Raw genomic sequence first — 20,147 nt, 5'->3', positions numbered from 1 at the left:
GGGTCAGTGGCTCAGCTCGGCGTCGACCTTGCACTTCGCCACCTCGGAGACCTTGCTCGGGCTCTCCATCCGCACGGTGACGGTCGTGGTCTCGCCGCCCTCGGCGTCCACGTCCGCATCACCCGTGGTGACGAGGTTGCCCAGCACGTCGAGGAACTGCACATCGACTTCGTAGGTGTGCGAGCCGGCGGCGTTCGCCGTGAGCCGGACGGTGGAGAAGGTGACGGCCTTGCGCTTGCCCTTGCGGGGCCGGGCGCAGCGGATGACTGACACCTGGGGTTCCTCGGCGGCGGTGAGGCTCGGGGGCGGCGTCGCGTGGTTGCCGGAGGACGAGCCGCTCGACGAACCGTAGTCGTCGTTGTCGTCGTAGTCGCTGTGGTGGTAACCACCGTTGCTCTTCTCGGAGTTGGAGCAGCCGCCGCCGCTGCCGCTCGATCCCCTGCTCTTACCGCTTCGGCCGCCGTGGCTGGAGGTCGAGAAGCCGGTGAGTGCGAGTACCACCACGACCAGTACCGCGGAAAGCTTTATGTGCTGCCGCATCATCGATGCAGCCCCCCTTTGGCTGTTGCTGTTGTCGAACGACCGCGCGACACCGTAGCGCAGGGATGCGGGGGTCAGGGGCCGGGCGTAGCGTCGGGGGCGGTAGCGGTACAGACTCGTGACGCCCGTCCGCGCACACGCAGGAGGCCGATGATGACCCGCAACGTCCTCGGCTCCTTCCTCGCTCTCCTGGGAGCGGCGGCCGCCGTGCTGAGCCCCTTCCGTCACTGGTACGACGGCCGTCTCGGGCGTCATTACCGGATCGACCAGCTGTTCACCGGTATCACCGGCAGCCGGCCCGGACCGCTGGGTTCGATCCTGCTCGTCTTCCTCTTCGCCGCTCTGCTGACGGTGGTCGGCGTCGTGCTGCGGTCGCGGCTGCTGGTGGCGGCCGCGGGTGTGGTGGCGCTCGGGTTCACCGTGCTGTGGATGGTGCGCCAGGGGGAGGCGGTGGGCAGCCTGACGGTCTCGGGCGACGGTTCCGGGCTGCGGTGGGGAGTGGCGGAGGCGACGGTGGGCGCGGTGCTGATGCTGCTGGGCGCGTCGGTGATGTCGGGACGACGCGGTGGCGGGCGGCGGCCTGCCCACCAGGGCCGTGCCCAGCCGTACGCCGCGCCCGGTTCGGAGAACCCGGACACGTGGCCGCCGACGCAGGAGCCGGGGCCTTCCGTGCAGACGAGTCCGTTGCCGGAGCCCGAGCCGGACCTGTACACGGGGCCGCCCGCGGAGGGCCGGCAGACGGAGGGCCGGCCGGAGGCCACGGCTCCGTACCCCTCCGTGCCGGACGAGGGCCCTGACACGCACCGGCCGCCGCGCCCCTGAGAGCCTGTCGACAGGCTCTGAGAGCCGACGCCCCGAGGCGCTATGCCCGGGCCCGGTTGCCGGTGCCCGTGCCCGTGCCCTTCAGCGCGTCCAACGCGTACACGCAGCGGTCCTTGCTGCACGCGTACACGACACCGCCCCGGGCGACCGGCGAGCCCGTGATCTCACCGCCCGTCGCGAGCTTCCAGCGGAGCTGGCCGCCCGCCGCGTCCAGGGTGTACAGGACGTGGTCGGCGGAGCCGAAGTGGACCCGGCCGTCGGCGACCACCGGAGCCCCCACCACGTCTCCGCCTGCCGCGAACCGCCACTTCGGGGTGCCGGTGACCGCGTCGAGCGTGTACAGGGCGCTGCCGCTGCCGACGTGGACGTTCCCTGCCGCCACCAGGACCGGTTCGATCGACTGCCGGGCCTCCGTGGCGATGCGCCAGCGGTCCTTGCCGGTCGCGGCGTCGAGCGCGTACACCGTGCCGAGGTAGTCGGCGAGATACACACCGCCACCGGTGACGGCGGGCCCCGGCGCGAACGCGGGCGGGGAGAGGAAGACCGCGGGCGACTCGAAGTGCCAGCGGACATGGCCGGACACCGTGTCGACGGCCAGCACCCGGGCGCCGGCGCTGACGTACACGAAGCCGTCCGCCGCCGAAGTCACCCGGACCGGCACACCGCCGCAGGAGACGGCGTCGCCGATGGGGTACGACCAGCGCTCGATGCCGGTACGGGCGTCGACGGCGCGCAGCCGGGCGTCCTGCCAGAGGTAGACCGTGCCGTCGTGGATCACGGGCCCGGCCTCCGGCGTCTCGAAGTCGGTCTGTACGCCGCCGCTCTCCCAAAGCTTCTCGCCCGTGGACGCCTCCCACGCCTGGACGCCACCGCCCCGGGTGCCGGTGACTACGGTGCCGCGGTCGGCCTTGAGGGAGTACACCCAGGCGTCGGTCTGCAGCCGCCACCGTTCGGCTCCGGTCGCCGCGTCCAGGGCGTACAGCGACGGCCCGTCGGAGGCGTGGATACGGCCGCCCTCGACGGCCATCACCCAGGCCACGTCCCGAGTCTTGAACTGGCGCCGTCCGTTTCCGACGTCCAGGGCGTGCACCTCGAACGACGTGACGTAGAGGAGGTCCCCGGCGACGACGGGCGTCCCCCAGACGTCGTTGGACATCCGGAACCGCCAGGGCCGCCAGCGGTCGGGGCCAGGGGGCGCGGGCTCGGGGGCGTGCGCGGGCCCGGGCAGGGGGGCGGGCGGGGCGGCGGGGGCCGCGCCGTTCACCCCGGCGGGCGGGCGCACCCAGCCGGTCGCGGGGCCGGCGTCCGCGGTGGCCGTGGCGGCGGCCCGGACGTCCTGGGCGCGCGGGCCGGGGCCGATCGGCACCTTCGCACCGGGCAGCCGCACCGGACCGCCCCCATCGGGCAACTGGGCCGAAGAAGCGGCCGGGGGGCGCAGGTCGGCGCCACTGCGCCAGGCAGGGTCCCGGCCGGCGCCGGGCGGCTGCTGGGGCGGCGGCGGCACGGGGGCCGGGGCGGGCGCGGGAGCGGGTGCCGGAGCGGGAGCCACGGCCGTGCGGCCGCCGCGGCGCTGCTCGATCATCGCGGTCGCGGAGGTGGGCAGCCAGGCCGAGGCCGTACCGCTGTCGTCGCCGCCGGCGGCGAAGAGGTGCGGGGCGAGCTGGGCCTGCAGGTCGGCGGGGGTGGGCCGTAGCCCGGCGTCCATCTGCATGCAGGAGTCGATCAGCGGCCGCAGTTCGTCGGGCAAGCCCTCCAGGTCGGGGCCCTCGCGCAGCAGCATGAAGACCGTTTCAACGGGGTTGGCGCCGTGGAACGGCGCATGGCCGGTGGCGGCGAAGACCAGCGTCGAGCCGAGCGAGAAGACATCGCTGGCGCCGGTGACGCTGCGCGAGTCCCGCGCCTGCTCGGGCGACATGTACGCGGGTGTGCCGACGGCGACGTTCGTCATGGTCAGCCGGGTGTTGGAGACCCCGGACGCGATCCCGAAGTCGATCACCCGCGGGCCGTCCTCGACGACGAGCACGTTCGACGGCTTCATGTCGCGGTGGACGAGACCCGCACCGTGGATCGACTGGAGCGCCTCGGCGATACCGGCGGCCAGCCAGCGCACCGCCTGGGTCGGCATGGGCCCGCACTCATTCACTATCTCTTCGAGCGACGGTGCGGGCACATAGGCGGTGGCCAGCCACGGCACGGCGGCCCGGGGATCGGCGTCCACCACCGCGGCCGTGTAGAAGCCGCTGACGGCCCGGGCGGCCTCCACCTCACGCGTGAAGCGGACCCGGAACAGCTGGTCCTCGGCGAGCTCCGTACGTACCGTCTTGATCGCCACCCGTCGGCCCGAAGCCGAGCGGGCGAGATAGACCAGCCCCATGCCACCGGCCCCGAGCCGTCCCAGCACCTCGAACGGGCCGATCCGCCTCGGGTCGTGCTGCGTCAGCTGCTCCACCACTTGCCCTGCCACCTCCCCGTACGGGCCTCAGGAACAGAAGCCCGCGAAAACCCGCCCTGTACGGCGTCTCACCACTGGGCACCACCCGGCGGTGCGCACCCCGATTGTTCCTGGCTGAGGCCCTGGTTGCGAACCCGGGGGCCGACCGGGGTGTCATAGCTCACTCTGCCCTCTTCCGGGACACAGGGGGCTGAAGTACGGCGAACACGGCACCCTGATCGTCCTGGAGGACAGCCATCCGTCCGAACGGGATGTCGAAGGGCGGCGCGGAGATCCGGCCGCCGAGGCGTACGGCGTGTCCGGCGGTGGCGTTGCAGTCCTCGACGGCGAAGTAGCTCAGGAAGTAGCTGGGCATCTCGGCCGGGAAGGCGTCGGTGATGACGCTGCGCCCGCCGATCGCGGTGTCCGGTCCCGGTTCGGTGCCCGCCGGGGACCACATGCGGAAGTCGAGGCCGGGTTCGGATGCGCGGGGTTCGAGGGTGCCGGGCTCGGGGGCGCCGGGCTCGGAGGCCCCGGGCTCGGAGGCCCCGGGCTCGGGCGCGCCCGAGGTGTCGAGGTCGGTGCCCTGGAAGCCGAAGACCTCTTCGTAGAAGGCGTCGACACGGTCCTTCTCGCGTGTGTACACCTCGGTCCAGCAGAACGAAACCGGTTCGTTCTGCTTCTGGAAGCCTTCGCGTTCACCGGCCTGCCAGAGACCGAAGACCGCTCCGCCGGGGTCGGCCGCCTGGGCGAGCACTCCGGCCCGGCCGGCCCGCACGGGGTCGGTGATCACCTGACCACCGGCCTCCCTGATCCGGGCGACGGTCGCGACGATGTCGTCGGTGGCGAAGTAGACGCCCCACGCGGTGGGCATCCGGCCGTCCTGCTTGGCGGCGAGTGCGGCGACGAGCTTCCCGTCGCTGAAGGCGTCCGCGTACGGGCCGTCGCCGGCCCGGAAGGTCCAGCCGAACAGCTCACCGTAGAAGCGCTTGCCCGCTTCGAGGTCGGGGAGCTGCACATCCACCCAGCACGGCGCGGATTGGGCGAATGCGGCCATGGGCGCGGGTCCTTCCGTAACGGTCGTACGCAGCGAGTGACGCTCGTCACGGCAAACGTAACCGGCGGCGGCACGCGCCGCGCCCCGACCCATACACATCGAACTGATTTTCGACAGACGACTCCCTCACTCACGGCGTCACGGAAAGTTATCCACGGAAGTTATCCACAGGCTGTTGATAACACTTATTGCCCTTGCGGGGCGCATCCGTCGATATCCGGCCACTCTCCCCACCCCGCCTGCGGCGCTCCCCATTTGCAGTCGGCCGAATCGCGCTCCGACCCCCCCTCGGTAAGCTGACGGCATGACAGGACAAGTGCGCACCGTCGACGGCCGCGTGGCCGGTCGACGCGGACAGGCGACGCGGCAGAAGCTGCTCGACTGCCTCAGCGAGATGCTCAGTTCCTCGCCGTACCGGGACGTCAAAGTCATCGACGTGGCCCGGAAGGCGGGGACTTCACCCGCGACGTTCTACCAATACTTCCCCGACGTCGAGGGCGCCGTCCTCGAAATCGCCGAAGAAATGGCAAAGGAGGGTGCCGGGTTGACCGAACTGGTCGCAGGCCGCTCCTGGGTCGGCAAGGCCGGCTGGCAGACCGCCGAAGAACTCGTCGAGGGATTCCTCGACTTCTGGCGACATCATGACGCGATCCTGCGCGTGGTCGACCTCGGAGCGGCCGAGGGCGACAAGCGGTTCTACAAGATCCGCATGAAGATCCTGAACTCGGTCACCAACTCCCTCACGGACTCGGTGAAGGAGCTCCAGGCCAAGGGCAAGGTCGACAAGGACGTGAGCGCCGCCGCGATGGCGGGCTCGCTGGTCGCGATGCTGGCCGCGGTCGCCTCGCACCAGAAGGGCTTCACGACCTGGGGCGTCAAGCAGGCCGAACTCAAGCCGAATCTCTCACTGTTGGTGCATCTGGGCATCACCGGCAAGAAGCCGACGAAGTAGCGCCGCGCCGGGCCCCTTACCCGTACTGGGCACCGCGCGGTGATTCCGGGCGCCCCAGGTCCTGTCTCACCGACGGCGGACCACACAGGTGGCCCGCCGTCGGTGCACCCGGACCGTTCCGGCGATCGCCCCAACGGCCGTTCCCGGCCCCGGTGTTCCCACACCTTTCCGAGCCGCCGAGTCCGGCGCACCGATTCCGCCTCCGGCCGCCTCAGGCCGCTGCGTCCGGCCGTCTCAGGTCGTGGCGTCGTCCCGCCGTTCCAGCCTGAAGAGCCGGATCTCCCGCTCGACCCGCGCCTGGTATGCCGCGTACGGCGGCCAGAACTTCAGCGCCGTCTGCCACACCGCGTCCCGTTCCGCACCCTTCAGCAGCGTGGCGCGCACCGGAATGTCCCGGCCCTTCCAGTTGACGACGGCCGCGTCGGGACCGGCCAGCAGATTCGCGGTCCAGGCCGGGTGCCCCGTACGGCCGAAGTTGCTGCCGACCAGGATCCAGCTCTGCTCCGCCCCGTGCTCCGGCATGCAGGCCAGCGGAGTGGTCCTGAGCTGCCCGCTCCTCGCGCCCGGCACCGTCAGGATCAGCCCCGGCAGCATCCGGGCGCTGAGCAGCACCTTGCCGCGCGTGAGCCGGTGCACCGTACGGTCCATGGCGGGCACGACATGCGGGGCGATCCTCGCGAACGTGCGGGTCGAGGAGACCTTCTGGATCAGCCGGACGCCGGGCGCCATCAGACCGCCACCTGCCCGGCAGGGCCCGGGGTGACCGGTTCCGGGGCGGCGAAGAGCCCGGCCCGCCGGGCCGCATGGTCGCGGAGTCGGTGGACGGGGCCGAAGAGCAGTTCGTCGGCGGCGGCCCGCTTGAAGTACAGATGCGCCTCGTGTTCCCAGGTGAAGCCGTTCCCGCCGTGCAGCTGGACCGCCTCGGCGGTGGTGATCCGCAACGCCTCCAGGGCCTGGGCGAGAGCGAGCCCCCCGGCCGTGGCCGGGTCCCAGGCCGCGTAGTACGCGGCGGAACGGGCCGCCTGCACCCGTACATACAGATCCGCGAGGCGGTGCTTCACGGCCTGGGAGGAGCCGAGCGCCCGGCCGAACTGTTCGCGCGCCTCGACGTACTCGACGGTCCGCTCCAGTGCGCCCGCCGCCGCGCCCACCGCCTCCGCCGCGAGCAGCGCGGCGGCCCCGTGTCCGACCGAGGCGAGGGCGCCGGTCACGTCCGCGGTGGCGTCCGCGCCGAGCAGCTCGGCCTCGGTGTCGCGGAGTTCCACGCGGGCCAGCGGGCGGGTCTCGTCCAACGAGGTCCGACGGGTGCGGACGACCCCGGCCGCCGTGTCCGGGCGGACCAGGAAGAGGAGCGTACGGCTGCGCGGGAAGCCGCCGGCATGGGCCGCGACCAGGAGGAACCCCGCACTGTGCCCGTCGAGGACCTGGTCGGCCTCCCCGTACAGCCGCCAGCCCGCCCCGCCGCCGACCGGCCTCGCCTGGACGCCGCCCGCCCGGCCGCCACCCGCCCAGGCGCCGCCGGTCGGGTCGCCGGTGAGGCCGAGGGCGGTGCCGAGCGAGCCGCCGGGGACGGCCGGCGTCGCGGTCAGTTCCCCGGCGGCGATGCGCGGCAGCAGGGCGGCACGCTGGGCCCCGGTGCCGAGTGCGGCGATCAGGGGCGCGGCGAGCGCGGCGGTGGCGATCAGGGGTGACGGCAGCAGCGCGCGGCCGGTCTCCTCGCAGGCGACGGCGAGGTCGGCGAGGCCGCCGCCGACGCCTCCGTACTCCTCCGGGAGGGCGAGTCCGGGCAGCCCGAGGTCCTGGGCGAGCTGCCGCCACAGGGCCGCGTCGTACCCGTCGGCGGTCCGCACGGCGCTGGGGACGTCGTCGGGTCCGCCGTGTTCGGCGAGCAGTTCGCGCAGGGCGCGGCGGATCTCGTCCTGTTCCGCGGTGAAGGCGGCATCCATCGTCGGGCTCCTTCTCCTCAGGGGCGTTCGGCCTCTGATCTGACGGCCCGTCATGCTAGGGGTGAATCTTCGAGATGCCCAGAGCCGCGCACGCCGGCAGCCCGCCCGACGCCCTGCCCCGCGCCCCACTCGGCAGCCCGCTCGGCGCATATCTGATGTACCGTCAGATGCATGCCTTCTTCCCACCGCAAGGTCGCTGTCGTCGGCATATCCCTCGCCGACTGCGGACGCGTCGACGAGGCCACGCCGTACGCGCTGCACGCCCAGGCCGCCCGCCGGGCCCTGGCCGATTCGGGGCTGGACCGGTCCGTCGTCGACGGTTTCGCCTCCGCCGGGCTCGGCACGCTCGCCCCGGTCGAGGTCGCCGAGTATCTGGGGCTGAAACCCACCTGGGTGGATTCCACCGCGGTCGGCGGCTCGACCTGGGAGGTGATGGCGGCCCACGCGGCGGACGCCGTCGCCGCCGGGCACGCCAATGCCGTGCTGCTGGTGTACGGGTCGACGGCGCGGGCAGACATCAAAGCAGGCCGCCGGACGTCCAACCTGTCCTTCGGGGCGCGCGGCCCGCTCCAGTTCGAGGTGCCGTACGGGCACTCGCTGATCGCCAAGTACGCGATGGCCGCCCGCCGCCATATGCACGAGTACGGGACGACCCTGGAGCAGCTCGCCGAGGTGGCGGTCCGGGCAAGGGCGAACGCGGCGGCCAACCCGGACGCGATGTTCCGTGACCCGATCACCGTGGACGACGTGCTGTCGGGGCCGATGATCGCGGACCCGTTCACCAAGCTGCACTGCTGCATCCGCAGCGACGGCGGCTGCGCGGTGCTGCTGGCCGCCGAGGAGTACGTACCGGACACGGCGAAGGAACCGGTGTGGATCCTCGGTGCCGGTGAGCACGTCTCGCACTCCACGATGTCCGAGTGGGACGACTTCACGGTCTCCCCCGCGGCGGTCTCCGGCCGGCTGGCGTTCGAACGGGCCGGGGTGCGGCCGGGCGACATCGACCTCGCCGAGATCTACGACGCGTTCACCTACATGACGCTGGTGACGCTGGAGGACCTTGGTTTCTGCGCGAAGGGCGAGGGCGGCGCGTTCGTGGAGAAGGGCCGGACCGGCCTGACCGGCGAACTGCCGGTCAACACGGACGGCGGCGGCCTGTCCGCCTGCCATCCCGGGATGCGCGGGCTGTTCCTGCTGGTGGAGGCAGTACGGCAGCTGCGCGGCGAGGCGGGCGACCGTCAGGTGCGCAGGGCCGGCGGCCGGCTGCCGGAGCTGGCGGTGGCGTCGGGGACGGGCGGCTGGTTCTGCTCGTCGGGCACGGTGGTACTGGGACGGGGGTGAGGGCCCGGGCGGGGCCCATACGCTGCAATGGGGCCATGAGCGACGTACCGAAAACCAACGCGCAGAAGACCGACGCGCAGAAGACCGACGCACCGGAGACCGACGTACCGAAGTCCGATGTGCGGCAGACCGACGCCCGGCAGAGCTTCCTGGACCTGCTCCACACCCAGCGCGTCTGGGACGTGGAGCTTCCCGCGTTCGACCCGGCCACCGCACCACCTGCCCCGCTCCCCCTCTTCCACGCCTGGTTCGCCGAGGCTGTGGCCGCCGGGCAGGCCGAGCCGCACACGATGTCACTGGCCACCGTCGACGCCGCCGGCCGGCCCGACGTGCGGACGCTGATGCTGCACGACGCGGACGAGCGCGGCTGGCACTTCGCCACGCACCGCACCAGCACGAAGGGCCGCCAGCTCGCCGCCCACCCCTACGCCGCGCTCGGGTTCTACTGGCCGGCACAGGGCCGGCAGGTACGGGTACGGGGGCCGGTCACCGAGACGAGCCGGGCGGAGAGCCTGGCCGATCTGCACGCGCGCTCGACCGGGGCGCTCGCGTCGGCGCTGACCGGCTCACAGAGCGAGGTGCTCGGCTCGCAGGCGGAACTGAGCCGGGCCGCCGACGCCGCCTGGGAACGGGCGCAGGCCGAGCCGGACGCGGAGGTCGCGAGCTGGACGCGGTACGTGGTCGAGCCGCGGGAGGTCGAGTTCTTCCAGGGCGACGCGCGGCGCAGGCACGTACGGCTGCGCTACCGCCGGGAAGGCACGCACTGGACGCGGGAGCTGCTCTGGCCGTAGGGCAGGGCGCTCACCGCGGAATCCCGGTATCAGCCGTTCCGCTCCGTCTTATTCGGTTTCAACAGTGAAGGGGCACTATGGGAGACAGGCGGAGAGACAGGTCCCGATGAGGGCTGGAGGCACCGATGAGCCGTACCCGTTCCCGTTACGCCGCGGACCGCGGTCTGACCACACGCATGGTGACCACCATGTTCCTGATCGGCCTGCTGTACGTGGTCCTGGTCGGCGTGCTGCTCGCGGTGCTGCGCGGCGCCTGGCCGATCATTCTGATCTTCACCGGGGCACTCTTCATCGCACAGTTCTGGTTCAGCGACCGCATCGCGGCCTTCAGCATGGGCGCCCGGGAGGTGACCCCCGAGGAGGCGCCGGAACTGCACGGCACCGTCGACCGGATCTGCGCGCTGGCCAACATGCCCAAGCCAAGGGTGGCGATCGCCCAGAGCGATGTCCCGAACGCCTTCGCCACCGGCCGGAGCGAGAAGACCGCCCTGGTCTGCGCCACCACCGGTCTGCTCCGCAGACTGCAGCCGGAGGAACTGGAGGGCGTGCTCGCGCACGAGATGTCGCACGTCGCGCACCGCGACGTGGCCGTCATGACGATCGCCTCGTTCCTCGGTGTGCTCGCCGGGATCATCACCCGCGTCGCCCTGTGGGGCGGCCTCTCCCGCAGCAGCCGGAGCAATGACCCCGTCGGCATCGTGGTCATCCTGATCCCGCTGATCAGCGCGGTCGTGTACGCCCTGAGCTTCCTGCTCACCCGGCTGCTCTCGCGCTACCGCGAGCTCTCCGCCGACCGCGCCGCCGCCCTGCTCACCGGCCGCCCCTCGGCACTCGCCTCCGCCCTCACGAAGGTGACCGGTCAGATGGCCCGCATCCCTACCGAGGACCTGCGCAAGGCGGAGCCGTACAACGCCTTCTACTTCGTCCCCGCGTTCTCCTCGAAGGAGAGCCTGAGCCGGCTGCTCTCCTCCCACCCGACTCTCGAACAGCGTCTCGACCAGCTGGCCCGCATCTCCGCCGACCTCTCCCGCCCGTAAGGAGCGTCCATGGGTCTTCTCGACACCATCCTCGGCCGCAGCAAACCGGTCCGCCCCGACCTCGACCAGCTCTTCGCCGTGCCCTCCGCCGCCCTCACCCTCCAGGCGGGCGCCGGGTTCGAGCCCACCGGCCTCGGCTCGGTCTGCTTCGCCGGCGCGGAAGGCGGCACCTTCGCCCGCATCCAGCAGGATGTACGCGAGCTGCTCGACGCCGACACGGGCCGGGGCGGCGTCCCGGTGGAGTTCAGCCAGGACACGTACGGCTACACCTGGCTGCTCGCACGTCAGCCCGCCGAGGACATCGCGTCCCTGGTCAACGACCTGCACGCGGTCAACACCCTGCTCCAGGACGGTGGCTTCGGGCCGCAGCTGCTCTGCTCCCTGATCGGCTTCCGGGACGCGCGGGACCGTCCGCTGGCCCTGGTCTACCTCTACAAGCGCGGCACGTTCTATCCGTTCGCGCCGGTGCCGGGCGGCATCGAGAAACGGGACAACCAGCTGGAGTTGCAGGTCAGGGCGGTACTCGGGGACGACCTGCGGATGGAGAAGGACCTGGCCCGGTGGTTCCCGGTGTGGGGGGCGCCCGGGCTGTGAGCCGGGCGCCGAGCTGTTCCGTATCATCAGGTTCATGACTACCGAGCGCCCGAACTCCGTCAGTCGGCTGCGCGCGTCCGACGCCGACCGCGAAGCGGTGGTCGACCAGTTGAGGGAGGCCGCGGCCGAGGGCCGTATCGACCTCGACGAGCTGGACACGCGACTGGGCGAGGCGCTGGTCGCCAAGACCTACGCCGAGCTGGCGCCCCTCACCGCCGATCTGGGGCCCGCGCCGCAGGACGCGGGGAAGCCACTGGTGCTCAAGGGCGGCATCCACGGCGCGGCGCGCACCGGGCGCTGGAAGGTGCCCGCGCACATCGATGTGTACGGCGGCATGGGCGGCGCCAGGCTCGACTTCACGCAGACCGAGTGCCGGCTGCGCGAGATCGAGCTGGAGGTCAACGGGCAGGTGGGCGGGGTCAGAATCACCGTCCCGGCGAGCTGGGCCGTGGAGACCGACGAGGTCGATCCCGGCATGGGCGGCGTCAAGAACCGGACCACGGCGGAACGGCTCCCGGGTACGCCACTGATCAGCGTCACCGGCACGGCCGGCATGGGCGGTGTGTTCGTCCGCCACCCCAACGTGTGGGAGCGGCGGAAGCTGCGGCGCGACCTGCGGCGCCGCAGGTCGCTCTGAGAGCCTGTCGGGTGGCCTCTGATCGGGCGGCCACCCGACAGGCTCCGAGTCACGCCTGCTGAGCGGCAGAGCCGGGGCCGCCCCACGGTCGGAAGACCGGGACCGCCTCGCCGCCCTCCTCCCGCCGGAAGGTGACGCGGAGTTCCATGCCGATGGCGAGGCCGGTCTCCTGGCAGTCCACGATCTCCGTCATCATCCGCGGCCCCTCGACCAGGTCGACGACGGCGGCGGTGTACGGGACGCGGGCGCCGAACGGCGGCAGGTCGTTGCGGTGGACGACCGACCAGGTGTAGAGCGTGGCGTGCCCGCTCGCCCGTTCCCAGCCGACGTCCTCGCTCCAGCAGTGCGGGCAGAACTCGCGGGGGTAGTGGTGGGCGCGCCCGCAGGCGCGGCAGCGGCGCAGCAGCAACTGCCCCTGGGCGGCGGCATCCCAGTAGGGCCGGGTGAAGGCGTCGGGCTCGGGGAGGTCGAAACGTACGGCTGCCGGGGTCAAAGGAAGAGTCCGATCGCGTCGTCGAGGGACCAGGTCTGCCAGGACATCGCGAACAGCGCCACGAGCGAGATGAGCGCCATCATCGCGTTCTGCCCCTGCTCGGCCCAGTCGTGGATCATCAGCACCAGGTAGAGGAGGTTGAGGAGGAGTCCGGCGACGAGTGCGACAGGGGTGAGGAATCCGGCAATCAGTCCGAGTCCCAGGGCGAGTTCGGCGTACACGACGAGGTGCGCCATGAACTTGGGACGCGGAGCGACGATCCGCTGGAATCCGGTCCGCACGGCCGCCCACCGGTGTTCGGCCGCCACGTCCGCGGCCCAGGCGATGCCCGTACCGCGTTCGAACCAGCCCTTCTTGTCCTTGTGCCGCCAGCTCTCCAGCCACCACAGGCCGAGGCCTATCCGGAGGACGGCGAGCCACTCGGCACCGCCGAGCCAGATCGTCTGCATGGGGCCTCCCGCTCACTGAATCTGACGGTATGTCAGTTGACCTGATGGCGACAACTTGCGCAAGGGGCACGGGGAAGCGCGCAGGAACCGCACGCCCGTGATCAATTCGCAACCGATTCCGGTCTCGGCCGAGACCCATCACATGAGTGCGCGATTACGCTCCGAACCATGCCCGACAGTGCACTTACCGCCGGTAGCACCGCACCGACCGGCATCGACCTCACCGAGGGCCGGCCCGTATACGTCATCGGTGGCGGCCCGGGCGGTCTCGCCGTCGCGGCGGCCCTGCGCGAGCAAGGTGTACGGGCGGTCGTGCTGGAGAAGTCCGAGAACGTGGGGGCGTCCTGGCGCCGCCATTACGACCGCCTCCACCTCCACACGACCCGGCGCTGGTCCGCGCTGCCGGGGCTTGCGATGCCGCGCCGGTTCGGACGCTGGGTGGCCAGGGACGATGTGGTGCGCTACCTGGAGAAGTACGCCGAGCACCATGAGCTTGAAGTGGTGACGGGCGTCGAGGTGTCCCGGATCGACCGGGCCCCCGACGGAGCGGGCTGGCAGTTGACCGCGACCGGCGGCCGGGTGCTGACCGGCCGCGCCGTCGTCGTCGCCACCGGCTACAACCACACCCCGCGGATTCCCGACTGGTCCGGCCGCGCCACCTTCGCCGGCGAGCTGGTGCACGCCTGCGACTACCGCAATCCGGCCCCGTACGCGGGCAGGGACGTCCTCGTCGTCGGCATCGGCAACACGGGCGCGGAGATCGCCGCCGACCTGGTGGACGGCGGGGCGTCCCGGGTGCGGATCGCCGTACGCACCGTGCCGCACATCGTGCGCCGCTCCACGGCCGGCTGGCCCTCCCAGGCGACCGGCATCCTGGTCCGCAGGCTGCCGGTCCGGCTCGTCGACCGAGCCGGACGCCTGATGGCCCGGGTCGCCGTGCCCGACCTCGCCGCTCACGGGTTGCCGCGCCCGGACACCGGTCTGTACTCACGGGTGAAGGACGGCGCCATTCCGGTGCAGGACGTGGGGCTGATCGACGCGGTGAAGAGCGGCCGGGTGGTGCCGGTGGCAGCCGTCGCGTCGTTCGACGAGGACGCGGTGGTGCTGACCGACGGGGACCGGATCACCCCGGACGCGGTGATCGCGGCGACCGGCTACCGACGGGCCCTGGAAGGACTGGTCGGCCACCTGGGCGTACTGGACGCGCGGGGGCGGCCGGTGGTGCACGGCGGCCGCACGCCCAAGCAGGCACCCGGCCTGTACTTCACCGGGTTCACCAACCCGATCAGCGGCATGCTCCGCGAAATGGCCCTGGACGCAAGGAAGATCGCCAAGAGGCTGGCCCGTACCCGCTGACCGGCCGGTCGGGCCGCAAGGCGCGTGCGTACGCGCACGCGAAGGAACGTGCCGCGTCGGGCAGCGCCCGGTACGGCAGGGAGCAGACGTACCGCGAGGCACCGGTCGGCCGCGGGAGGTTGTACGGCGGCGCCGGCGAACGGCCGGGCTGCCCGCTGCATTCCGTCACCTGCATGCCGTCCTTGCGTACCGTTGACGCATGGACGTGTTCGACGAGCTGTTGCGTGGTGTGCGGGGGAAGGGGACGGTCTTCGGCCGTTCGGTGCTGTGGCCGCCGTGGTCGCTGAGATTCACGGACGGTGCGTATCTGACCCTGTGCATGCCGCTGCGCGGCGAGGGCTGGATCGTCCCGGGCGCCGGAAGCGAGGACGGGAACGGGAACCGGTCCGGGGTCGGCAAGGGCGACGGAGCGGGCGACGGCGACCGCGCGGCGCGCCGGGTGCGGGTCGGTGAGGCAGCGATCGTACGGGGCCCGGCCCCGTTCGTCTTCACCGACGACCCGGCCACGGGCGCGGGCGCGGGTGCGTCCGCACGCGAGGTGCGCTGGGAAACCGACCCCGATGCCGTCCCGGCGCCGGCGGACGAACTCGCCGGCCCCACCGTACTGTTGGCAGCCTCCTACGATGTGCGGGCCGAGGTTCCGCGACGGCTGCTCCGGGCCCTCCCACCGGTACTCGTCGTACCGGACGACCATGGCTGTTCGCCCCTGCACGACTACCTGGAGGCACAGATCGGCGGGGCGCGGCCCGGCCAGCAGATCGTGCTGGACCGGCTGCTGGACTGGCTGCTGGTGTGCACCCTCCGCGACTGGTTCGACCGACCGGAGGCGGCCCCGCCCACGTGGTACCGCGCGCTGGGCGACGAGGTGGCGGGCCCGGCCCTGCGCGCCCTGCACGAGGACCCGGCCCATCCGTGGACGACGGCGGAGCTGGCCGCACGGGCCGGGGTCTCGCGCACCACGTTCGCCAAACGGTTCACCGAACTGGTCGGGCAGGGCCCGGTGGCGTATCTGACCGAATGGCGCATGACGCTCGCCGCCGATCTGCTGAGCCGCCAGGACCTGACGGTGGCGGCGGTGGCCCGCCGGGTGGGGTACGCCGACGCGTTCGGCTTCAGCGCGGCATTCAAGCGGGTCCGGGGCGTCAGCCCGAGCGCGTACCGCCGGGAACCCGCGGCACGACGCGACCCCGACCAGGAGGCCCCGGCGGGCTGACGGCCCCGCGCCTCTCACTCCCCCAGGGGCCCACCGGCCCAGGGGCTCACCCGGCCCCGGGGCTCAGCCGGTCCAGGCACCCGCGGTGGCCGCCTCGCGCACGAACGCGCCGAAGTCCCGCGGCGGGCGCCCCAACGCTCGCTGCACACCGTCGACGACCGGAGCCTCCCGGCTCGTACGGATCGGCTTCAGCGCGTCCGTCCACAGCGCCGCCTCCTCCGGGGACACCCCCTGGGCGACGAGTCCCGCCCGGAACTCCTGCTCGGCGACGGGGACATACCCGGCCCGCCGCCCCGTGACCCCCGCGATCTCGGCCAGTGCGTCGTCGATGGTGAGCGCCCGCGGCCCGGACAGCTCGTACACCTGCCCTTCGTGGCCGGGCCGGGTGAGCGCGGCGACGGCAACATCCGCGATGTCCGCCGCGTCGACGAACGCAGCGGCCCCGTCCCCGGCGGGAAGCGCCAGCTCACCGCCGATCACCCCGTCGCGGAAGACCCCCTCGCTGAAGTTCTGCGCGAACCAGCCGGGCCGCAGGATCGTCCATGGCACCCCGGAGGCCCGCACCGCGATCTCCCCCTCCAGGTGCGGCCCGGTCCCGTCGTAGGAATCCCCGAAGTACCCCGGCACATCGGCGCCCCGGGCGGAGAGCAGCACCAGCCGCCCGACCCCGCTCACCACGGCCTGCTCGACCAGGGCGGGGGTCCGGGAAGGGGACAGATCCATCGGGACGACGTATGCCGTCGCGACCCCCTCCAGCGCCGCCTTCCAGGTCTCCCGGTCGTCCCAGTCGAACGACGTCTCACCGGACCGCGACGCCACCCGCGTCTCCACTCCTTGCTCCCGCAGCCGGTCCACGACCCGGCGCCCGGTCTTTCCGGTACCTCCGATGACGAGTACGGGCTGGTCGGTTCGGGGATTCTGTGTGTCCTGCGCTTTCTGTGTCATACGGGAAGCCTGTCCCAGCGCCCCGCCCACCGGCCATGTCCCGGAATCCGGAATGAATGTCCGACCGTCCGGGGTGCGCCCCGCGATCTCCGCCGCGACGGTCCGTCAAGGCCCTCGCTATCGTGGCGTCCCTCACGCTCCCCTCCCTCAGGGAGGGGATTCTCACGGCCCGCGCCGTGATCCTTTCTGATGGCCGCGGAGGCAATCCGATGACTGACAACGACTACTGGGAGTACCCGCCGGAGCGGGGCGTCGCGCAGCACGGGGAGTTCAGGCTCACCCTCGTCGAGCGGCCCTTCCCCACCGGCGGAGGGGCTCTGCCCGCTCATGACCCCTCACGGGCACGGGATTTCGCCGCTGCTTTCGGCACCATCGACACGGTGGTGGAGGAGGTCGACCGGATCGAGGCGACCGAGCGGCCTCCCTTCGCCACCCGCGCGGACCTCGACCTGGTCAGCGTCGGATGCTGGGGAACGGTGACCGAGATCAACGATCCCGCCCTGGTGTTCACCGGGGGCACCTTCCCCCTCGCCGAGCAGGCGGACGAGCTTGCCGAGCGCTTTCCCGGAGCCGTCGTCATCGGCTCGGCAACGATCGACCACAACGTGACCTACGGCACCCATGTGATCTATCACCCGGGCGGGGCACGCCTGTTCGCCGCAGGGTGGAGCGGCGAGGAGGACTGGGACCGTCAAGGCACCCCGCAAGACGTCATCGACGCCTTCGGCATCGACACCGATGCCCTGGAAGGGAAGGGCATCGACCTCGACGCCCACCCCGGGGACTTCCCCTGGGAGGGTCTTACGCGACTCGCCCTCCAGCGCGTCACCCCGCTGCTCCGCAAGGGCCGCACCCTGTCCGTGTTCCGCGTCCGGCACACCGAGGAGACCACCGGCGACCTGGAAGACACCTGGATCGGCGAGTCCGACGAGTTCTGACCGTAACAATCCGAAAACACCCGCCGGTTGGCGGGGACATGCCGACTAAACCCCGGAGCCACGCCCGACCCACCCCCCTAGTGTGGGCAACAGGCGGCGCACACACGTCAGTTGACGTCTAAACCGACGGCGCCGCGTTCTCAGCGTTCTCACGGGGAGAAGTCAGTGAGCATTCGGATACATCAACCTGCGCGCCGCCGGCGCGCGTGGCCGCGCCTCGCGCTCGCCCTCACCGCCGCGACGGCCCTGACCCTGACCGGCCTGCCCTCCCTCGATCAGGCGGAGGCGGCGAAGGCACCCAACGTCAAGCCGGTGCGGTGCGACGAGAAGTTCCTCAAGAAGCAGTTCCCCTCCACCCCGGCCGACTCGGGGCCGCCGGACAGCCTTCCGTACGACGCGTGGCCGAACGACGAGAACTACACCTATGACAACCCGGCCAAGGCGTATGACGGGGTGCTGCCGCCGACCGACGCCCAGCGCACGGCCGCGGGGACGAAGTACCGCAAGTGGCAGCGCAAGTACAACAAGACGAAGAACCCGGCGGACAAGGTCATGGAGATCTACGCCCGCTACAACAACCAGTACAACAACCCCCAGGGCTACCAGGACTTCAAGCGCTTCCTCGACGTGCGCTACATCGGCAACCACGGCAACCCGCCCCGGGGTGAAGCGTTCGAGGCCCGCATGGTCAAGAAGTACAACATGATCGGCCCCGACTGGTGGTGCCAGGACCCGATCGAGTACACCGACCCCAAGACCGGCGAGAAGCGCACCCGTGTCGTGGACGCACACAACCGGCGCACCGAGCGCAAGGTCGAGATGAAGTCCAACGGCAAGATCGAGAACGACCAGCTCACGGCCGACCGGCAGATCGCCAAGGAGAGGCCGAAGTCGACGTTCCGGTATCTGACCGGCGCCAAGACCGAGGATTCGACGAAGAGGAAGATCCAGCAGTTCGACGACGACCTCAAGGAGGACCGACGCACCAACCGCACCCAGGCCGGGGTCAACGAACGCCGGTCGAACGCCATCGAACGCACCCAGAAGCCGAACGCCTATACCAACTACGACAAGCGGTTCAACCCCGATCCGCTCAAGGGCGGCCGAGGGCCGATCATCGACCAGGCCCTGCGGTCCGGGAAGACGGTCGAGGAAGCGCGCCGGCTTCAGGCGATGTACAACCAGAACAACCGCGGCGGCTACTTCGGCCGCGGGCCGGGCGGCATCGACTTCTCCACCCTGGAGATCAACTACGTCGGTACCCCGGTCAAGGGCAAGGGCCTCGACTATTCGATGAGGGCCGACTACGTCAAGGACCCGGACGAGAACCCCGGCTACGGCGGTGACGCCAAGCTCCAGCTCGCCTCGGACGCCTTCTTCACCTGGCTCGCCCTGACGCCGGACAAGTTCTGGGTCAACCTCAACCCGATCCGCCCCGACGTGATCATGGACAAGGAGTTCGCCAAGACCGACGCCGGGCGCGTCCTGCTGGAGGCCGACCTGACCCTCAAGCACGACTACGCGGATGCGATGAACCCCGACAAGTACGATCGCGGCGAACGCTTCTGGCGCGCAGCTCCCCGCACCCCGGAAGGCATGCCGTGCCTGCCCATAATCCGCCAGTGGATCACCCCGAAGCCCGCGAAGATCCGGGAGCAGGACGGCGGCATCTACATCCTTGACGCGCCGCTGAAGGTCAACATGGAGGTCCCCACCGGACCGGACGTGCCGCCGAACGCCTGCAAGCTCACCGAGGCGCAGACCAAGCAGGCCGAGACCCTGATCCTCACGATGATCCAGCCGGAGCTGGAGCGTCGCGTCAACGACGACAAGTCCTACGCCGACCTGCGCCGCGTCTACTCCTCGCGCGTGGCCGCCGAGTACATCCGCCGCCAGGACGCGGTCGGCCCCACCGACTTCCGCAAGATCATCAACAGCAACGATGTCAAGCGGTGGCCGCTCAGGGCCGAGAACAAGGACTGGGACAAGAAGACCGTCTACGACAAGTACGTCGACTCGTTCAAGAACGGCGACTACAAGTTCGAGCGCGTCTACGACGGCAAGGTGTGGATCCTGTCCATGGGCGGGGTCGATTTCTCCAAGGCACCGAAGAAGAACATCAGCCGCACTCAGTTCAACACGCAGCACCGCGGCCTGGACAAGACCACCAAGACATCCGTCCGGGCCGAGGTGACCTACCAGGACAGTGAGACCGCCTACCTCGGCGGGTCCGCCGCCGACCAGCCCACCAGCCCGGAGGACCCGAAGCCGACCCCGACCCCGACCGGCCCGCACGACCCGAAACCGACCGGCACCCCGTCGACGCCGGCACCCGGACCGTCCACGCCCGGCGGTGACAAGACGACTCCGCCGGCGAAGGACACGAACGGCGACCTCGCCGACACCGGCAACAGCGCCCCCGTCGGCCTGATCGCCGCCGCGGCCGCGGCGCTCGCCGTGGCAGGCGGCGCGCTGACGTGGTGGATGCGACGCCGAAGGGCCGCAGGCAGCTAGTAGTGCTTGGTCAGGTCGGCTGTGGTGGTGCGTTTCTTTCGGGTTCGGTGTGTCGTTGAGGGAGTGTGACTCCGGACGAGATTGCGGTGGT

Annotated in this window: 19 protein-coding genes; 11 read left to right on the top strand and 8 right to left on the bottom strand. The window is 71.3% G+C overall.

What is annotated here, in order from left to right; all coding sequences use genetic code 11:
• Positions 1–3 precede the first annotated feature (3 nt).
• Complete coding sequence (locus tag ACZ7L9_RS10335; protein ID WP_471414174.1) at positions 4–543, bottom strand: hypothetical protein; 540 nt, start codon at positions 541–543, stop codon at positions 4–6.
• Positions 544–693: 150 nt separating this feature from the next.
• Here ACZ7L9_RS10335 and ACZ7L9_RS10330 point away from each other — a divergent pair, with 150 nt between their 5' ends.
• Complete coding sequence (locus ACZ7L9_RS10330) at positions 694–1,362, top strand: hypothetical protein (RefSeq protein WP_471414172.1); 669 nt, start codon at positions 694–696, stop codon at positions 1,360–1,362.
• A 40-nt stretch (positions 1,363–1,402) separates the two neighbouring features.
• Here ACZ7L9_RS10330 and afsK read toward each other — a convergent pair whose 3' ends face one another.
• On the bottom strand, positions 1,403–3,811 hold the full coding sequence (gene afsK / locus ACZ7L9_RS10325) for a protein serine/threonine kinase AfsK (RefSeq protein ID WP_471414660.1): 2,409 nt from the start codon (positions 3,809–3,811) through the stop codon (positions 1,403–1,405).
• A 163-nt stretch (positions 3,812–3,974) separates the two neighbouring features.
• Positions 3,975–4,850 carry a VOC family protein gene (locus ACZ7L9_RS10320; protein WP_471414171.1) on the bottom strand — a complete coding sequence of 292 codons (876 nt, stop codon included), beginning with the start codon at positions 4,848–4,850 and terminating at the stop codon, positions 3,975–3,977.
• A 304-nt stretch (positions 4,851–5,154) separates the two neighbouring features.
• Between ACZ7L9_RS10320 and ACZ7L9_RS10315 the strand changes: the two genes are divergently transcribed.
• The gene (locus ACZ7L9_RS10315) at positions 5,155–5,802 is read left to right on the top strand and encodes a TetR family transcriptional regulator (protein ID WP_398633373.1); all 648 of its coding nucleotides are present in this window, start codon (positions 5,155–5,157) and stop codon (positions 5,800–5,802) included.
• Between the two features lie 234 nt (positions 5,803–6,036).
• Here the strand turns inward: ACZ7L9_RS10315 and ACZ7L9_RS10310 are convergent, their stop codons facing one another.
• Entirely contained in the window at positions 6,037–6,531 is a 495-nt protein-coding gene (locus ACZ7L9_RS10310) for a nitroreductase family deazaflavin-dependent oxidoreductase (protein WP_471414170.1), read from the bottom strand.
• Positions 6,531–7,748 (bottom strand): acyl-CoA dehydrogenase family protein, encoded by a 1,218-nt coding sequence (locus tag ACZ7L9_RS10305; protein ID WP_471414168.1) that lies wholly within the window; start codon positions 7,746–7,748, stop codon positions 6,531–6,533. The genes ACZ7L9_RS10310 and ACZ7L9_RS10305 overlap by 1 nt, the downstream gene beginning before the upstream one ends.
• A gap of 171 nt (positions 7,749–7,919) precedes the next feature.
• Between ACZ7L9_RS10305 and ACZ7L9_RS10300 the strand changes: the two genes are divergently transcribed.
• The 5 genes from ACZ7L9_RS10300 to ACZ7L9_RS10280 all read left to right on the top strand — a co-directional run bounded on the left by ACZ7L9_RS10300 (position 7,920) and on the right by ACZ7L9_RS10280 (position 12,148).
• A complete protein-coding gene (locus tag ACZ7L9_RS10300) occupies positions 7,920–9,089 on the top strand; it encodes a thiolase C-terminal domain-containing protein (RefSeq protein WP_471414167.1) in 1,170 nt (389 codons plus the stop codon).
• Between the two features lie 35 nt (positions 9,090–9,124).
• Positions 9,125–9,880: a pyridoxine/pyridoxamine 5'-phosphate oxidase gene (locus tag ACZ7L9_RS10295; RefSeq protein ID WP_471414166.1), complete on the top strand. Its 756-nt coding sequence runs from the start codon at positions 9,125–9,127 to the stop codon at positions 9,878–9,880.
• Positions 9,881–10,005: 125 nt separating this feature from the next.
• The gene (htpX, locus tag ACZ7L9_RS10290) at positions 10,006–10,917 is read left to right on the top strand and encodes a zinc metalloprotease HtpX (RefSeq protein WP_471414164.1); all 912 of its coding nucleotides are present in this window, start codon (positions 10,006–10,008) and stop codon (positions 10,915–10,917) included.
• A gap of 9 nt (positions 10,918–10,926) precedes the next feature.
• Positions 10,927–11,511, top strand: a complete 585-nt coding sequence (gene pspAB, locus ACZ7L9_RS10285; protein ID WP_471414163.1) for a PspA-associated protein PspAB — start codon at positions 10,927–10,929, stop codon at positions 11,509–11,511.
• Positions 11,512–11,545: 34 nt separating this feature from the next.
• On the top strand, positions 11,546–12,148 hold the full coding sequence (locus ACZ7L9_RS10280; protein ID WP_471414161.1) for a DUF1707 SHOCT-like domain-containing protein: 603 nt from the start codon (positions 11,546–11,548) through the stop codon (positions 12,146–12,148).
• Between the two features lie 49 nt (positions 12,149–12,197).
• Here the strand turns inward: ACZ7L9_RS10280 and ACZ7L9_RS10275 are convergent, their stop codons facing one another.
• Positions 12,198–12,641: a Zn-ribbon domain-containing OB-fold protein gene (locus ACZ7L9_RS10275; protein WP_471414159.1), complete on the bottom strand. Its 444-nt coding sequence runs from the start codon at positions 12,639–12,641 to the stop codon at positions 12,198–12,200.
• Complete coding sequence (locus ACZ7L9_RS10270) at positions 12,638–13,090, bottom strand: DoxX family protein (RefSeq protein WP_471414157.1); 453 nt, start codon at positions 13,088–13,090, stop codon at positions 12,638–12,640. The genes ACZ7L9_RS10275 and ACZ7L9_RS10270 overlap by 4 nt, the downstream gene beginning before the upstream one ends.
• A gap of 168 nt (positions 13,091–13,258) precedes the next feature.
• On the opposite strand from ACZ7L9_RS10270, the gene ACZ7L9_RS10265 reads away from it, so the two are divergent.
• Both ACZ7L9_RS10265 and ACZ7L9_RS10260 read left to right on the top strand, forming a co-directional pair.
• The gene (locus ACZ7L9_RS10265) at positions 13,259–14,446 is read left to right on the top strand and encodes a flavin-containing monooxygenase (RefSeq protein WP_471414156.1); all 1,188 of its coding nucleotides are present in this window, start codon (positions 13,259–13,261) and stop codon (positions 14,444–14,446) included.
• Between the two features lie 199 nt (positions 14,447–14,645).
• Positions 14,646–15,659 carry an AraC family transcriptional regulator gene (locus tag ACZ7L9_RS10260; protein WP_471414154.1) on the top strand — a complete coding sequence of 338 codons (1,014 nt, stop codon included), beginning with the start codon at positions 14,646–14,648 and terminating at the stop codon, positions 15,657–15,659.
• A 63-nt stretch (positions 15,660–15,722) separates the two neighbouring features.
• On the opposite strand, the gene ACZ7L9_RS10255 is transcribed toward ACZ7L9_RS10260, so the two are convergent.
• Positions 15,723–16,604 (bottom strand): NAD(P)H-binding protein, encoded by an 882-nt coding sequence (locus ACZ7L9_RS10255; RefSeq protein WP_471414152.1) that lies wholly within the window; start codon positions 16,602–16,604, stop codon positions 15,723–15,725.
• Between the two features lie 209 nt (positions 16,605–16,813).
• Here ACZ7L9_RS10255 and ACZ7L9_RS10250 point away from each other — a divergent pair, with 209 nt between their 5' ends.
• Both ACZ7L9_RS10250 and ACZ7L9_RS10245 read left to right on the top strand, forming a co-directional pair.
• Entirely contained in the window at positions 16,814–17,542 is a 729-nt protein-coding gene (locus ACZ7L9_RS10250; protein ID WP_471414149.1) for a DUF6333 family protein, read from the top strand.
• 165 nt (positions 17,543–17,707) lie between these two features.
• The gene (locus ACZ7L9_RS10245; RefSeq protein ID WP_471414148.1) at positions 17,708–20,056 is read left to right on the top strand and encodes a hypothetical protein; all 2,349 of its coding nucleotides are present in this window, start codon (positions 17,708–17,710) and stop codon (positions 20,054–20,056) included.
• The last annotated feature ends 91 nt before the right edge of the window (positions 20,057–20,147 follow it).

The organism is Streptomyces sp. NPDC111516 (assembly GCF_055635345.1).
Note: the sequence above shows the minus strand (reverse complement) of the source record. Positions and strands in the feature narration are given on the sequence as shown.

Excerpts from the sequence above, each read along its gene's own strand:
- ACZ7L9_RS10335 (WP_471414174.1), bottom strand. The coding sequence starts at position 543 with ATGATGCGGCAGCACATAAAGCTTTCCGCGGTACTGGTCGTGGTGGTA.
- ACZ7L9_RS10330 (WP_471414172.1), top strand. The coding sequence starts at position 694 with ATGACCCGCAACGTCCTCGGCTCCTTCCTCGCTCTCCTGGGAGCGGCG.
- ACZ7L9_RS10320 (WP_471414171.1), bottom strand. The coding sequence starts at position 4,850 with ATGGCCGCATTCGCCCAATCCGCGCCGTGCTGGGTGGATGTGCAGCTC.
- ACZ7L9_RS10315 (WP_398633373.1), top strand. The coding sequence starts at position 5,155 with ATGACAGGACAAGTGCGCACCGTCGACGGCCGCGTGGCCGGTCGACGC.
- ACZ7L9_RS10310 (WP_471414170.1), bottom strand. The coding sequence starts at position 6,531 with ATGGCGCCCGGCGTCCGGCTGATCCAGAAGGTCTCCTCGACCCGCACG.
- ACZ7L9_RS10305 (WP_471414168.1), bottom strand. The coding sequence starts at position 7,748 with ATGGATGCCGCCTTCACCGCGGAACAGGACGAGATCCGCCGCGCCCTG.
- ACZ7L9_RS10300 (WP_471414167.1), top strand. The coding sequence starts at position 7,920 with ATGCCTTCTTCCCACCGCAAGGTCGCTGTCGTCGGCATATCCCTCGCC.
- ACZ7L9_RS10295 (WP_471414166.1), top strand. The coding sequence starts at position 9,125 with ATGAGCGACGTACCGAAAACCAACGCGCAGAAGACCGACGCGCAGAAG.
- htpX (WP_471414164.1), top strand. The coding sequence starts at position 10,006 with ATGAGCCGTACCCGTTCCCGTTACGCCGCGGACCGCGGTCTGACCACA.
- pspAB (WP_471414163.1), top strand. The coding sequence starts at position 10,927 with ATGGGTCTTCTCGACACCATCCTCGGCCGCAGCAAACCGGTCCGCCCC.
- ACZ7L9_RS10280 (WP_471414161.1), top strand. The coding sequence starts at position 11,546 with ATGACTACCGAGCGCCCGAACTCCGTCAGTCGGCTGCGCGCGTCCGAC.
- ACZ7L9_RS10270 (WP_471414157.1), bottom strand. The coding sequence starts at position 13,090 with ATGCAGACGATCTGGCTCGGCGGTGCCGAGTGGCTCGCCGTCCTCCGG.
- ACZ7L9_RS10265 (WP_471414156.1), top strand. The coding sequence starts at position 13,259 with ATGCCCGACAGTGCACTTACCGCCGGTAGCACCGCACCGACCGGCATC.
- ACZ7L9_RS10260 (WP_471414154.1), top strand. The coding sequence starts at position 14,646 with ATGGACGTGTTCGACGAGCTGTTGCGTGGTGTGCGGGGGAAGGGGACG.
- ACZ7L9_RS10255 (WP_471414152.1), bottom strand. The coding sequence starts at position 16,604 with ATGACACAGAAAGCGCAGGACACACAGAATCCCCGAACCGACCAGCCC.
- ACZ7L9_RS10250 (WP_471414149.1), top strand. The coding sequence starts at position 16,814 with ATGACTGACAACGACTACTGGGAGTACCCGCCGGAGCGGGGCGTCGCG.